Annotated in this window: 13 protein-coding genes; 5 read left to right on the top strand and 8 right to left on the bottom strand. The window is 68.3% G+C overall.

The window, feature by feature from the left end; all coding sequences use genetic code 11:
- Window positions 1-20: 20 nt before the first annotated feature.
- Genes AC07ZS_RS04730 through lptF form a run of 4 tightly spaced genes read right to left on the bottom strand, consistent with a single transcriptional unit; the run spans window position 21 to window position 3569 of the window.
- Window positions 21-965 carry a CysB family HTH-type transcriptional regulator gene (locus AC07ZS_RS04730; protein WP_204734862.1) on the bottom strand — a complete coding sequence of 315 codons (945 nt, stop codon included), beginning with the start codon at window positions 963-965 and terminating at the stop codon, window positions 21-23.
- Complete coding sequence (locus tag AC07ZS_RS04725; protein ID WP_494797473.1) at window positions 962-1327, bottom strand: sirohydrochlorin chelatase; 366 nt, start codon at window positions 1325-1327, stop codon at window positions 962-964. Before AC07ZS_RS04725 ends, AC07ZS_RS04730 begins: the two co-directional genes overlap by 4 nt.
- A gap of 5 nt (window positions 1328-1332) precedes the next feature.
- On the bottom strand, window positions 1333-2451 hold the full coding sequence (gene lptG, locus AC07ZS_RS04720; RefSeq protein ID WP_494797472.1) for an LPS export ABC transporter permease LptG: 1119 nt from the start codon (window positions 2449-2451) through the stop codon (window positions 1333-1335).
- Window positions 2448-3569, bottom strand: coding sequence for an LPS export ABC transporter permease LptF (lptF, locus tag AC07ZS_RS04715; protein ID WP_494797471.1), 1122 nt, complete (start codon window positions 3567-3569; stop codon window positions 2448-2450). The genes lptG and lptF overlap by 4 nt, the downstream gene beginning before the upstream one ends.
- Before the next feature lie 25 nt (window positions 3570-3594).
- Between lptF and AC07ZS_RS04710 the strand changes: the two genes are divergently transcribed.
- From AC07ZS_RS04710 to AC07ZS_RS04690, 5 genes are all read left to right on the top strand, one after another.
- On the top strand, window positions 3595-5079 hold the full coding sequence (locus AC07ZS_RS04710) for a leucyl aminopeptidase (protein ID WP_494797470.1): 1485 nt from the start codon (window positions 3595-3597) through the stop codon (window positions 5077-5079).
- A gap of 16 nt (window positions 5080-5095) precedes the next feature.
- The gene (locus AC07ZS_RS04705) at window positions 5096-5530 is read left to right on the top strand and encodes a DNA polymerase III subunit chi (RefSeq protein ID WP_494797469.1); all 435 of its coding nucleotides are present in this window, start codon (window positions 5096-5098) and stop codon (window positions 5528-5530) included.
- Window positions 5531-5734: 204 nt separating this feature from the next.
- Entirely contained in the window at window positions 5735-6919 is a 1185-nt protein-coding gene (locus AC07ZS_RS04700) for a branched-chain amino acid ABC transporter substrate-binding protein (protein ID WP_494797468.1), read from the top strand.
- 151 nt (window positions 6920-7070) lie between these two features.
- The gene (locus tag AC07ZS_RS04695) at window positions 7071-7520 is read left to right on the top strand and encodes a hemerythrin domain-containing protein (protein WP_494797467.1); all 450 of its coding nucleotides are present in this window, start codon (window positions 7071-7073) and stop codon (window positions 7518-7520) included.
- A gap of 45 nt (window positions 7521-7565) precedes the next feature.
- A complete protein-coding gene (locus tag AC07ZS_RS04690) occupies window positions 7566-8792 on the top strand; it encodes an MFS transporter (protein ID WP_494797466.1) in 1227 nt (408 codons plus the stop codon).
- 14 nt (window positions 8793-8806) lie between these two features.
- Here AC07ZS_RS04690 and AC07ZS_RS04685 read toward each other — a convergent pair whose 3' ends face one another.
- The 4 genes from AC07ZS_RS04685 to fabG are packed head-to-tail and all read right to left on the bottom strand — an operon-like array spanning window position 8807 to window position 12956.
- Window positions 8807-9562: a citryl-CoA lyase gene (locus tag AC07ZS_RS04685; RefSeq protein ID WP_494797465.1), complete on the bottom strand. Its 756-nt coding sequence runs from the start codon at window positions 9560-9562 to the stop codon at window positions 8807-8809.
- Window positions 9563-9604: 42 nt separating this feature from the next.
- The gene (locus AC07ZS_RS04680; RefSeq protein WP_494797464.1) at window positions 9605-11716 is read right to left on the bottom strand and encodes an acetate--CoA ligase family protein; all 2112 of its coding nucleotides are present in this window, start codon (window positions 11714-11716) and stop codon (window positions 9605-9607) included.
- The gene (locus tag AC07ZS_RS04675) at window positions 11713-12210 is read right to left on the bottom strand and encodes a MaoC/PaaZ C-terminal domain-containing protein (protein ID WP_494797463.1); all 498 of its coding nucleotides are present in this window, start codon (window positions 12208-12210) and stop codon (window positions 11713-11715) included. Before AC07ZS_RS04675 ends, AC07ZS_RS04680 begins: the two co-directional genes overlap by 4 nt.
- Entirely contained in the window at window positions 12207-12956 is a 750-nt protein-coding gene (gene fabG, locus AC07ZS_RS04670) for a 3-oxoacyl-ACP reductase FabG (RefSeq protein WP_494797462.1), read from the bottom strand. Before fabG ends, AC07ZS_RS04675 begins: the two co-directional genes overlap by 4 nt.
- Window positions 12957-12974: the final 18 nt, after the last annotated feature.

The following is a 12974-nucleotide window of genomic DNA, read 5'->3' as shown; positions in this document are numbered from 1 at the left end:
GAGGGAGGGAACTCATGGGGTCACAGCTCGTAGTCGTCCGGAGTGCCGCTCATGGCGCGCAGGATGAGGTCGCGCGAAAGGCGGTCGCTCAGCAGTTCGGCAAAGCGCAGCACGAAGTGGCGCAGGTAGGTGCCGCGCTTGAAGGCCACGCGCGCCAGGTTGTGGCCGAACAGCTGCGCGGCAGGGCGGGCGACGAGGTCGGGCGTCTGGTTCTCGCCCTGCATGGCCATCTCGGCCACGATGCCCACGCCCATGCCCAGCTTCACATAGGTCTTGATCACGTCCGAGTCGATCGCTTCGAGCACGATGTTGGGCTGCAGGTGGCGCAGGGCGAAGGCCTGGTCGATCCGGGTGCGGCCGGTGAAGCTGGGGTGGTAGGTCACCAGCGGCACCTGGGCCAGGTCGTCGAGCGTGATGCGCTCGCGCTCCAGCAAGGGATGGTCGAACGGCAGCACCAGCACGTGCTGCCATTCGTAGCAGGGCAGCGTGACCAGTTCGGGGTAGTTCACCAGCGACTCGGTGGCCATGCCGATCTCGGCCACTTCCTCCATCAGCATCTTGGCGACCTGGTCGGGCGAGCCCTGGTGCAGGCTGATGCCGACCTTGGGGTAGGCCTGGCGCAGTGCGGCCACCGGCCCGGGCAGCACGTAGCGCGCCTGGGTGTGGGTGGTGGCGATGGACAGCGTGCCGCTGTCCTGGGCCGAGTACTGCTCGCCGATGCGCTTGAGGTTGTTGACCTCGCGCAGGATGATGTCGATGCTCTTGAGCACCTGCTGCCCCGGCTCGGTCACGCGCTTGATGCGCTTGCCGTGGCGCGCGAAGATTTCGATGCCGAGCTCGTCTTCGAGTTCGATGATGGCCTTCGAGACCCCGGGTTGGGAGGTGTGCAGGGCCTTGGCGGCCTCGGTGAGGTTCAGGTTGCGGCGCACCGCCTCCTGCACGAAACGGAACTGGTGCAGGTTCATGCGGTGGTCTCCAGCGCGATTTGCGCGAGCAGGGCGGTCAGGCGGGGGTCTTCGCCGGCCGCAGGAAGTTGTTCGAAGGTCACGGCGGGGTGGGTGGCGGCCAGCTGGGCCATCAGCACCGGCAGGTCTTCACGGGCGTGTTTGCCCATGCCGAAGAAGAGGGGCAGCACGCGCACCCGCGTCGCGCCCCGGGCCACCAGCTGGCGCGCCGCGGTGGCGATGTCCGGCTCGCTGAGCTCCAGGTAGGCGCAGGACACCAGGGCCGACGCATCGCGGCGCGCGATCTGCTGGGCCACCGACTCGACCGGCTGGCGCCACAGGGGGTCGCGCGACCCGTGGGCGAAAACGATCACACCGAGCATGGCCACTACCTCCGAAGCACCAGCCACCCGAAGGCGCCGAGCGAGAACACGGAGTAGATCAAGGCCGGTGAGGCCGCGGCCAGCCAGGGCTGCCACTGATTGAGGTTGCCGATGTAGCCGAACACGTTGTTCAGCAGGAAGAAGCTGATGCCGATCATCACGCCGCCGAACACATAGCCGGTGATGCTGCCCGAGCGGAAGTGCAGGTAGGCGAAGGGCAGCGCGAGCACCACCATCACCAGGCAGCTCAGCGGGTAGAACACCTTGCGCCAGAACTCGATCTCGTAGCGTTGCGCGGTCTGGCCATTGGCCTCCAGGTGGCGGATGTAGCCGAACAGATCGGCCGTGCGCATGCGCTCGGGCTTGAGCAGGGCCACCGACACCATCTCGGCGTTGATGCCGCTGGGCCAGCGCAGGGTATCGAGCGTTTCGCGCTGCACGCGCCCGGACCCCTGGCCCGCGGTGTCGAATTCGCGGCGCTGTACCTGCCGCAGGGTCCAGGAATCGTCCGCCTCGATCTGCCCGGTCTGGGCATGGAGCGTGGAGACCAGGAAACCCTGGTTGTTGAACTCGAAGAGGCGCACATTGCCCAGCTCGCCCTGGGGCGACATGGTGCCCACGTTGACCGAGAAGTTGCTGTAGGGCTGCTTTTCCTTCAGCCAGGCGCCGGTCTGGCCCAGGCTGATGTTGCCCTGGTAGCGCGCCTTGAGCAGCTGGGCGTTCTTGTCGGAGAAGGGGGCCAGGTAGTCACCGATGGCGAAGGTGAGCACCACGAACACCGCGCCCAGGCCCAGCAGCATGCGCAAGGCCCGCCAGGGGCCCAGGCCGCTGGTGCGCAGGATGGTGTATTCCGATCCCTGTGCCAATCGCGCGAGCACGAAGACGGAGCCGATCAGCACGGCGATGGGCAGCAGCTCGTAGACCCGGTTCGGCATGAGCAACGCCACATAGAGCAGGGCATGAGGCACTTCGTAGACCAGCGAAGGATCGAGCGCCGAGGGCTTGCCCAGGGCGGGCAGCTCGTCCACGAAGTCGAAGAAGAAGAACAGCGAGAGGAACGCCACCAGCACGAAGGCCACGGCCGCAAAAACCTCGCCATAGATGAGGCGGCGGATGGTTCTCATGCGCCCGCTCCTGCGGTGGCGCTGCGCTGCGCGCGCCGGGCGCTCAGCAAGCCGCGCAGGCTCAGGTTGTGGTGGCGCTTGAAGAACCACAGCACCGTGACGACGAAAACACCGCCGTGCAGGCCGACCATGTAGCCCCCGAGACTGAACAGCCCGCTGGCCACCCAGCTCTGGCCCAGGTTGAGCAGGTTGTAATAGAACACGAACGCGAACAGGGTGAAGAACAGGTTGCCGCCCCGCCCCGCGCGCGGGTTGCCCGTGGTCGTGGCCACGGCGATGAGCACGAAGTTCAGGGCGGTCAGCGCCATGCCGATGCGCCAGCCCAGCTCGCCAAGGTTGGCCCGGGTGGGGTCGCGGATCAGGTCCCAGCTGGTGCGGGCCTTGAGGGCTTCGCCGCGCTGGCTGATGGCGGACACCCCGATCTGGGTTCCGTACTCCTCGAACTCGCTCACCTTCAGGTTGCTCTGGTCGGCCGGGGTTTCCAGGCGCTGGCCGTTGTTGAGCATCAGGAACTGCTGCTCATTGAGCCACTCGATGCGGCCCGAGCGCGCCGACGTCACGGTCTCCCGGCCGTCGTTTTCGGTGCTGGAGATGAAGATGTTGCGGCCCTCGGTGCCGTCGGCCGTGTCCTTGTCGATGAAGAACACGCGCCGCCCGCTCGACGATTCCTGGAACTGCCCGGGCGCCACGCGCTCCAGATCGCCCCGGCGCTCGAAGCGGTCGCGCAACTGGTCGGTCTGCGCGTTGGCCCAGGGCCAGACGAAGAACACCATCACGGTGATGACCACCAGGATCGGCCACGAGAAACGCATCACGGGGCGCAGAAAGCCCCCGAGCGAGCGGCCGCTGGAGAACCAGATGATCATTTCACTGTCGCGGTACATGCGCGAGAGCGTGAAGACGATGGCGATGAAGAGCGCCAGCGTGAGGATGGTGGGCATGCGGCCAATGACCGTGTAGCCCAGCACCAGCGCGATCTCCTGCGGATCGACGCTGCCTCTGGAGGCCAGGCCCAGCGTGCGGATCAGCAGCATCGTCAGCACGATGGTGAACAGCACCACCAGGGTGGCCCCGAAGCTGCGTGCCAGCTCTTTGCGGATGGAAGAATGGAATAACATCGATCGAGAACAGGAAAACACGATTATGGACTTTGAACTCAAATCCCTCTCGCCCACCCAGGCCGCCCAACTGACGGCCGACGCATTGCTGGTGCTGGTGCCCGATACCGCCCCCGTGAAGTCGGCCGGCGGCGTGTTGCAGGAACTGGTGGCCAGCGCGACGAAACTGGGCGACCTGGAAGCCGGGGTGGCCAAGCAGCTGGCCTGCTACCGCCCCGCGGGCATCAAGGCCCCGCGCGTCGTGCTGGTGCGGGTGGGCGACGGTTCGGCCGCCTCGGTGCGCAAGGCCGTGGGGGCGGGCATGGGCTCGCTCAAGCAGCCCGGCATCCAGAAGCTGGGCCTGGTGCTCAGCCTCTTCAAGGCGGACGACGAGGCCGTGCGCGCCGCCGTCCAGACCTGTGCCGACGCGACCTACACCTACACCACCACCAAGCCCACGGCCAAGGCCCGGACGCTGCAGCAGGTGGTGGTGGGCGTGGACAACGCGGCGGCCGTGCGCAGCGGCTTCGACACCGGCCGTGCGCTGGTGACGGGCGTGGAGTTCGCCAAGGAATGGGCCAACCGGCCGGCCAACCACGCCACGCCCAGCATGCTGGCCGAGGCGGCGCGCAAGCTGGGCCGCAAGCCCGGCCTGAAGGTGGACGTGCTCGGCCCGAAACAGGTCGAAGCCCTGGGCATGGGCTCTTTCCTGGCCGTGGCCAAGGGCTCGGCCGAGCCTCTGCGCTTCATCGTGCTGCACTACAGCGGTGCGGCCAAGACCAGCGCCCCCGTGGTGCTGGTGGGCAAGGGCATCACCTTCGACACCGGGGGCATTTCCATCAAGCCGGCAGCGGAGATGGACGAAATGAAGTTCGACATGGGGGGCGCGGCCAGCGTGCTGGGCACCTTCGCCGCCCTGGCCGAGCTCAAGCCCGCCATCAATGTGGTGGGCCTCATCCCCAGTTGCGAGAACATGCCCGACGGCATGGCGGTGAAACCAGGCGACGTGGTCACCAGCATGAGCGGGCAGACCATCGAGATTCTCAACACCGACGCCGAAGGTCGCCTGATCCTGTGCGACGCACTGACCTACGCCGCGCGCTTCAAGCCGCACAGCGTGATCGACATCGCCACCCTCACCGGTGCCTGCGTGATCGCGCTCGGGGGCGTGCGCTCGGGGCTGTTCTCGACCCGCGATGACCTCGCCCAGGCCTTGCAGAAGGCCGGCGACACCGCGCAGGACCTGTGCTGGCGCCTGCCGCTGGACGATGAGTACGCTGAAGGCCTCAAATCGAACTTCGCCGACATGGGCAACGTGGCCGGGCGTGCGGGTGGCGCCATCACCGCCGCCAAGTTCCTCCAGAAGTTCACGGCCGAGCTGCCCTGGGCGCACCTGGACATCGCCGGCACCGCTTGGAAGAGCGGGGCGGCCAAGGGCTCCACCGGCCGGCCGGTTCCCCTGCTGCTGCAATACCTGATCGACCAGGCTGCCGCCGCGCCGAAGAAGACCGCCAAGGCCCGCAAGGCCTGAGCCCGGCACACACACCATGACCGAGGTGGCCTTCCATTTCAATGCACCCGACAAGCTGGGCTACGCCTGCCGCCTGTTGAGAAAGGCCTACCTGCGCGGCGCGCGCGTGGCCGTGTGCGTGGAGGAGCGGGACCGGGCTGCGCTGGATGCCGCGCTCTGGACGATGGGCAATGGCGAGTTCATCCCCCACAGCGGACCGGCGGACGCTGCCAGGGTGCAGGCCCGCTCACCCATCCACATCGCCAGCGAGGTGCCCGCGTCCGGCGAGGCCACGGTGCTGGTGAACCTCTGCCTGGACATGCCCGCAGGTTACGAGCGCTTCGCGCGCGTCATCGAGGTGGTGACCGGCGATGAAAACGACCGCGGGCACGCGCGCGAACGCTGGAAGCGCTACAAGGCGCAAGGCATCGAGCCCCAGCGGCACGATCTGCAGCTCGCCCCGCAGGACTGAGCGCGGGCCCGTGCCTGCCCGGCCGGCTGCATGCGCCGGTCTTATGGTGCATTCAATGGTGTGATGTGCCTTTGGGAAAACCCTCGTTCAATACCACAGGTGCTGCGCGATGCGAAATCTGGGGGTTTTTTGGAGTATCTTTATGGGCGTGGAGAAATAAAGTTCCCTCCGCATTCCAACTTCCATCCTTTTCCGAGGAAAACCATGCAACTGAACACCAAACTGGCCGTCATCGCCGCGGCTGTCGCTCTTGCCGCTTGCGGCAAAAAAGAAGAGGCTGCGCCCGCGGCCGCTCCTGCTGCGGCTCCCGCTCCGGCCGCTCAGGTCATCAAGATCGGTCACGTTGGTCCCACGAGCGGCGCCATCGCCCACCTCGGCAAAGACAATGAAAACGGCGCCCGCATGGCGATCGAAGAGCTCAACGCCGCTGGCCTGACCATCGGTGGCAACGCGGTCAAGTTCGAGCTGCTGGCGGAAGACGATGCCGCCGATCCGAAGCAAGGCACCGCCGCCGCCACCAAGCTGGTGGATGCCAAGGTCGCCGGCGTGATCGGCCACCTGAACTCCGGCACGACCATCCCCGCCTCGCAGATCTACAACGACGCAGGCATTCCCCAGATCTCCCCCTCCGCCACCAACCCCAAGTACACCCGCCAGGGTTACGCCGGCGCGTTCCGCGTGGTGGCCGACGACGTGCACCTGGGTGGCACGCTGGGCAAGTACGCCGTGGAAACGCTCAAGGCCAAGAGCGTGGCCGTGATCGACGACCGCACCGCATACGGCCAGGGTGTGGCCGACGAGTTTGAAAAAGGTGTGGCTGCTGCGGGCGGCAAGGTGGTGGGCCGTGAGTTCACCAACGACAAGGCAACCGACTTCAACGCCATCCTGACCACCCTGAAGGCCAAGAAGCCCGACGTGGTGTTCTTCGGCGGCATGGACGCCGTGGCCGGCCCGATGCTCAAGCAGATGAAGCAGCTCGGCATCAACGCCAAGTTCATGGGCGGCGACGGCATCTGCTCGACCGAGCTGCCGAAGCTGGCTGCCGACGGCCTGGCCGACGACCAGGTCTTCTGCGCCGAAGCCGGTGGCGTGGAAGGCGAACAGAAGGCTGGCATGGACAAGTTCCGCACCGACTTCAAGGCCAAGTTCAACGCCGACGTGCAGGTCTATGCCCCGTACGTGTACGACGCCACGAAGGTGCTGGTCAACGCCATGGTCACCGCCGGCTCGGCCGACCCCAAGGTCTACCTGCCCGCGCTCAAGGCCACGAACTACAAGGGCGTGACCGGCAACATCGCCTTCGACGAAAAGGGCGACATCAAGAACGGTGCCCTGACGCTCATGACCTACAAGGGCGGCAACCGCACCACGCTGGCCGTGATTCGCTGATCGGTCTGTGATCCCAAAAAAGCCACCGCTTGCGGTGGCTTTTTTTCGTCTGACGCAGGACGTGGCGCGCTGTCCTACAGGCATGGGGGACGTCTGCTGACACCCCCGCATGGCCTGCTTTTCTAGACTGGCGTTCATTCAGGAGATCCCCATGGACAACATCTACGAAGCCCTCCGCGAAAGCCACGAGACCCAGCGCACGCTGTGCCGGCGGCTCCTGCGCACCAAACCCGAGGATCCCCGAGCCCAGGAGATCTTCAAGGCACTGCGCATCGAACTGGCCGCCCACGCCGCCGCCGAAGAGCGCTACCTGTACGCCCAGATCCTGTTCGATGACATGGGGCTGGATTCGTCGCGCCACGCCTTGCACGAGCACCATGAGATCGATGAATGCGTGGAGGCCCTGGAAGCGGCGCGCGACAAGCCGCAGGCCTGGCCGGCGCTGGCCAGGAAGCTGTCGCACGAGGTGCACCACCACCTGCGGGAAGAGGAACGCAAGTTCTTCCAGCTCTCCGGCAAGATCCTGAACGACAAGCAGAAAATCAGCCTCGCCACCCGGTACCGGCGCGACCTCGACCGCATGCGGCACGTGGTGGCATAAAACCCCTGGCCGGCGGGGAATGCTGCGTTGCAGCATGATCGCCGGATGTCCGCCGCACCCTCCCTGGCCCCCACGGGCGACACCGCCACCCATCCTGCCTTTCGCTCCACTGTCTGGGCCCTCGGGCTCGGCGGGTTTGCCATCGGCACGGGCGAGTTCGTCATCATGGGCTTGCTGCCCGAGGTGGCGACGACGCTGCAGGTCAGCATCCCGCAGGCCGGTCATGTGATCAGCGCCTACGCCCTGGGCGTGGTGGTCGGGGCGCCCCTGCTGGCCATCCTCACCGCCCGTTGGCCGCGGCGCCTGCTGCTCGTCCTGCTCATGGTGCTGTTCGCCCTCGGCAACCTGGCCAGTGCGGCGGCTCCGGGTTACTGGAGCCTGAACCTGCTGCGCTTCCTGGCCGGCATGCCGCACGGCACCTATTTCGGCGTGGCCTCGCTGGTGGCCGCTTCGCTGGTGCCACCGGGGCGCCGGGCCCAGGCCGTGGGCCTGATGATGCTGGGACTGACCGGCGCCACGCTCATCGGCGTGCCGGTGGCGGCCTGGCTGGGGCAGCACTGGGGCTGGCGCAGTGCCTTTGTGCTGGTGGGCGTGATCGCCTTGCTGGCGAGTGTGATGGTCCACCGCGCGTTGCCGAACCTGCCGGCGCCCGAAGGCGCCAGCCCCTTGCGCGAGCTCTCGGCGCTGACCAACCCCCAGGTCTGGCTCACGCTGGGCATCGGCGCCATCGGTTTCGGCGGCATGTTCGCGGTGTTCAGCTACATCAAGCCGACCCTGATCGAAGTGACCGGCCTCTCGCTCGGTGCCATCCCGCTGGTGCTGGCGCTGTTCGGCGTCGGCATGATCGCCGGCAACCTCGTGGGCGCGCGCCTGGCCGACAAGGCCTTGCTGCCCACCATCGGTGGCACGCTGGTGTGGTCGGCGCTGGTGCTCCTGCTCATGCTGGTGACCGCGCCTTACGCGGCCGCCGTGTCGCTCAACGTGCTGCTGGTGGGCACCGTGGTGGCCCTGGCGCCGGCGCTGCAGATCCGTCTGATGGATGTGGCGGGTGAAGCGCAGGCACTGGCCGCGGCGCTCAACCACTCCGCCTTCAACCTGGCCAACGCCCTGGGCGCCTGGCTGGGCGGTCTGGCGATCGCGGGCGGCCTGGGCTGGACATCGACCGGCTGGGTCGGCGCGCTGCTGGCGGTGGGGGGGCTGGTGGTCTTTGCGGCCTCGATCTGGCAGCAGCGCCGCCGCCGCGCAGCAGGCCTGCCCGTGGCCACCGCCTGAGGGCCGAACCCCGCTCAGCTGTGCGCGGCGTGGCCCGCGGCCATGTCCCACACCTGTTGCGCGATGGGGTTCTTCTGCTCTTCGATGATGTGGGCCATCAGGCCGACGGTGCGCCCGATCATGGTGAGCGCCTTGCCCAGTTCGGGCGTCAGGCCCATGTCGAGCACGATGGCTCCCTTGGCACCGGTGGCGTTGAGCGGGATCTTGCGGCCTGACAGGCGGGCCGCCGCCGCCGCCAGTTCCACCGCGAAGCGCGAGTAGACGCCGTAGTAGCCGCACTCGCGGGCGATCTCGAACATGCGCTCGCAGCGCGGGTCGCCGTCGACGTGGATGGGGTGGCCGACACCGGGGATCTTGCGCTTGGCGGCCTTGTTGGCCCGCACGCATTCCTCGGCGCACGCGCGCAGCTCTTCGTCGGTGTAGCTGTCCTTCGGGGGCAGCGCGTCGCGCAGGAAGCGCGCGCTGTACTCGATGACGCCGAGGAAGCGGCTGCCCGCACCGAGCAGGCCCGCGGCCAGCGCGCCCTGCATGGCCTCGGGGGCGCCGTGCAGCGTGAGGCGCGATGACAGCGCGCTGGGCGTGAGGCCGTGGTCGGTGGCGCTGACCAGGAACAGGTTGAGCATGCGCTTGAGCGGCGGGCTGGGGAACTCGCCGAGCAGTTCCAGCGCCAGCACGTCGATGAAATCGCGGTTGAACAGGTCGTTGACCAGGTCATGGCCCCGCACCAGGATGGAATGGGCGTCGCCCCCGCCGATCTGGCTGTTGAACATGGTGATGTTTCCTTTGCTTGAGGTATCAGGTGGGCCGGTGCGTCACTCGATCACGGCATCCAGGGCGACCACGCCCTGGCCGTCGTCGAGCACGACCAGCGGATTCACTTCCAGGGACCGCACGCGCTCGCCCAGGCCCAGGAACAGGGCGGCCATGCGCTGCATGGCGTCCAGCAGCGCGGCGCGGTCGCGCGCGGGCAGGCCGCGGTGGCTGGCGAGCCGCCTGGCGATGCGCGTCTTGTCGAGCGCGCGTTCGAGCACGGCGCGGCCCGCCGGCAGGTGGCAGCGGGCCACATCGGCCTCGACCTCCACCCACACGCCACCGGCACCCACGCTGAGCACCGGGCCGAAGACCGCATCGCGGTGGATGCCGACCAGCATCTCCACGCCGTGGGTCACCATCTCCGAGACCAGCACGCCGCGGATGGCCTGCGGCGGCACCAGGTGCCGGCGCGCGTTGGCCAGGATGCGCTCGAAGGCCTCGCGCACCTGTTGCGCGTCGCCCAGGTGCAGGGCCACGCCGCCGATCTCGCTCTTGTGCAGCACACCGTCGGCCACCAGCTTGAGCGCCACCGGAAACCCGATGCGGCGCGCCTGCGCGGCGGCTTCTTCGGCGCTGGCGGCCTGCGCTTCCTGCGGTGAACGCACGCCGTGCTGCGCGAGCAGCGCCTTGGCCTGCGTCTCGTTGCAGGGCAGCGGCACGGTCGGGGAGGGCCCGCCGACCACCACGGCCTCGGGCTCGTCGGCGGCGCCGAGTTGCTGTGCGTACCCGCTGCAGCGCTGCAAGGCCAGCGTGGCGTTGCGCAGGCTGTAGATCGGCGCGAAGCCTTCGCGCACCAGCAGCTCGTGCGCCGGGCCGCGCCGGCTGCTCATCCAGACCGGCACGAAGGCCTTGGTGCCGGTGCGCGCCACTTCCAGCATGTTGCGCACCAGGCCTTCGGTGCTGGCCGCGTAGTTGGAGGTGATGGGGTACAGCACCACGTCCACGCCGGGGTCGGCGAACAAGGGCGTGAGGCAGCGCCGCGCCAGCTCGGGGTCCACCAGCGCCTTGGTGGTCAGGTCCACCGGGTTGGTCAGTGCGGCGTAGGAGGGCGCGTGCTTCGCCATCTCGGCCACGGTGGCCTCGCTCAGCGTGGCCATGGCCAGGCCCGCTTCGCCCACCTTGTCGGCCGACAGCACGCCAGCGCCGCCCGACGACGAGTACACGCAGACCCGCTGCAGGCTGCGCACGCCCACGCGCGAGATCAGGCTGGCCACGTCGAGCAGCTCGTCCAGGTCCTCGACGCGGATCACGCCGTACTGCGAGAACACCGCGTCGTTGACCACGTCCTCGCCCGCCAGCGAGGCGGTGTGCGACTGGGCGGCCTTCTTGCCGAAATCGGAGCGGCCGATCTTCAGCGCGATCAGGGGTTTGCCGGCGCGTTGCGCGGCCCGGGCTGCGGCCACGAAGCGTGCGCCGTCCTTGATGCCTTCCATCACGGTGCAGATCAGGTCGGTGCCGGGATCGTTCGCCAGCCAGTGGATGAAGTCGGCGCTGTCCAGATCGACCTCGTTGCCGGTGGAGAACCAGCGCGAGAAGCGCACGCCACGCTCGTCGCCCTGCATCAGCGAACGGCCCAGGCCACCGCCCTGTGTCACCAGGCCGATGCGCGAGAGCGCGCCGCTGCGGCCGTCGTTGCGGAATTCGGTCGAGAAGGTCAGGCCCAGGCGCGGGGCCAGCAGCGTCATGCCCGCGCAGTTGGGGCCGTAGATGCGCATGCCGGTGCGCTCGGCCAGCGCCCGCATCTCGGCCTCGACCGAGCGGCCCGCTTCGCCCAGCTCGGCAAAGCCGCCGGTGAACACGATGGCGTAGCGCACGCCCTGGGCCGCGCAGGCGTTCAGCGTGGCGATGGCCGATTCGGCGGGCACCAGCAGCAGGGCAACGTCGATGCCCTGGGCCGGCACATCGGCGACGCTGCGGTGCAGCGGCCGGCCCATCAGCTCGCCGCCCTTGGGGTTGACGAGGTGCACCTCGCCGCTGAAATCCGAGTGCTCCAGCAGGTTGAGCACGGTGGTGTGGCCCAGCGTGCCGGGGCTGGTGGAGGCACCCACGACCATCACGGAGCGCGGCTGCGTCAGGCCCGCGAGGTCGTCGAAGCGGACGGCGCTGCTCATGCGGCCTCCGTTCTGCACTTCATCAGTGTGGTCCATTCGCTTTCCACCACCACCTCGCCGCGCTGGTTCTTCACGGTGCGGTGCATTGCCACGCGGCCGGTGCCCGGGCGTTTTTTCGAGAGCGTCTTCTCGCCGATGCGCAGCTCCACGTGCAGGGTGTCGCCCATGAAGACGGGCTGGCGCCACTGGCAGCGCAGTTCGGTCAGCGCCAGGCGGGCGCCGTCCATCAGCCGGTACACCGGCATGCGGGTGGTCAGGCCCGAGGCGATGGCCAGGGTCAGCAGGCCGTGCGCGGCGCGCTGGCCGAAGGGGTGTTCGGCGGCGAACACGGCGTCGGTGTGCAGCGCGTTGTAGTCGCCCGAGAGGCCCGCGAACTGCACCACGTCGGCCTCGGTCATGGTGCGGCGCGGGCTCTCCCAGGCCTGGCCGGTCTGCAGGTCGTCGAAGTACAGGCGCCGGCCCAGGTGTTCGTCCAGGTCGAAGGGCGGGTTCATGCGTAGCGCCCTCCGGTGACGTGCACGGTCTCGCCGGTGGTGAAGCCGGCCAGCCGCGAGGCCAGGAAGGCCACGGTGGCGGCCACGTCGGCCGGGTCGCCCAGGCGGGCCACGGGCGTGTTGGACTTCGCGCGTTCGGTGAGTTCGGCGTAGTCGGGCCGCTGCTGCATGCGCGGTGTGGAGATCACGCCCGGTGCGACGGCGTTGGCGGTGATGCCGAACTTGCCCGACTCCAGTGCCAGCGAGCGCGTGAACCCGATCAGGCCGGCCTTGGCCGCCGAGTAGTTGGTCTGCCCCGGGTTGCCCAGGTGCGCGCGCGAGGCGATGTTGACGATGCGGCCGTAGCGCTGCGCCATCATCAGCGGCAGCACGGCGCGCGAGCAATGGAAGGCGCCGAGCAGGGTCACGTCGAGCACCGCGTGCCAGTCTTCCTCGCGCATGCGGGTGAGGTAGCTGTCGCGCGCGAAGCCCGCGTTGTTGACCAGCACGTCCACCTTCTGCCAGCGGTCGGTGGCCTTCTGCACGGCGAGGCCCACCTCGTCCTTGCTGGTCACGTCGGCGCGCACGCCCAGCGCCTGGCCGCCCAGGGCGGTCAGCTCTTCGCAGGCGGCGTCAATCGCCTCCTGGTTGGTGTCGCACACGACGACGTTGCAGCCTTCCTGCACGAAGCGCCGGGCCATGGCCAAGCCCAGCGTGCCCGCGCCGCCCGTGATGAAGGCGGTGCCATCTTTCAGTCCGAGATCCATGATCGGTCATTCCATTCA

The organism is Hydrogenophaga sp. GW456-12-10-14-TSB4, from assembly GCF_059424305.1.
This window is presented reverse-complemented; position numbering and strand designations above follow the sequence as displayed.

What these genes read in the sequence shown, in the direction of transcription:
- AC07ZS_RS04730 (WP_204734862.1), bottom strand. Translation starts at nt 965, where the DNA reads ATGAACCTGCACCAGTTCCGTTTCGTGCAGGAGGCGGTGCGCCGCAAC.
- AC07ZS_RS04725 (WP_494797473.1), bottom strand. Translation starts at nt 1,327, where the DNA reads ATGCTCGGTGTGATCGTTTTCGCCCACGGGTCGCGCGACCCCCTGTGG.
- lptG (WP_494797472.1), bottom strand. Translation starts at nt 2,451, where the DNA reads ATGAGAACCATCCGCCGCCTCATCTATGGCGAGGTTTTTGCGGCCGTG.
- lptF (WP_494797471.1), bottom strand. Translation starts at nt 3,569, where the DNA reads ATGTTATTCCATTCTTCCATCCGCAAAGAGCTGGCACGCAGCTTCGGG.
- AC07ZS_RS04710 (WP_494797470.1), top strand. Translation starts at nt 3,595, where the DNA reads ATGGACTTTGAACTCAAATCCCTCTCGCCCACCCAGGCCGCCCAACTG.
- AC07ZS_RS04705 (WP_494797469.1), top strand. Translation starts at nt 5,096, where the DNA reads ATGACCGAGGTGGCCTTCCATTTCAATGCACCCGACAAGCTGGGCTAC.
- AC07ZS_RS04700 (WP_494797468.1), top strand. Translation starts at nt 5,735, where the DNA reads ATGCAACTGAACACCAAACTGGCCGTCATCGCCGCGGCTGTCGCTCTT.
- AC07ZS_RS04695 (WP_494797467.1), top strand. Translation starts at nt 7,071, where the DNA reads ATGGACAACATCTACGAAGCCCTCCGCGAAAGCCACGAGACCCAGCGC.
- AC07ZS_RS04690 (WP_494797466.1), top strand. Translation starts at nt 7,566, where the DNA reads ATGTCCGCCGCACCCTCCCTGGCCCCCACGGGCGACACCGCCACCCAT.
- AC07ZS_RS04685 (WP_494797465.1), bottom strand. Translation starts at nt 9,562, where the DNA reads ATGTTCAACAGCCAGATCGGCGGGGGCGACGCCCATTCCATCCTGGTG.
- AC07ZS_RS04680 (WP_494797464.1), bottom strand. Translation starts at nt 11,716, where the DNA reads ATGAGCAGCGCCGTCCGCTTCGACGACCTCGCGGGCCTGACGCAGCCG.
- AC07ZS_RS04675 (WP_494797463.1), bottom strand. Translation starts at nt 12,210, where the DNA reads ATGAACCCGCCCTTCGACCTGGACGAACACCTGGGCCGGCGCCTGTAC.
- fabG (WP_494797462.1), bottom strand. Translation starts at nt 12,956, where the DNA reads ATGGATCTCGGACTGAAAGATGGCACCGCCTTCATCACGGGCGGCGCG.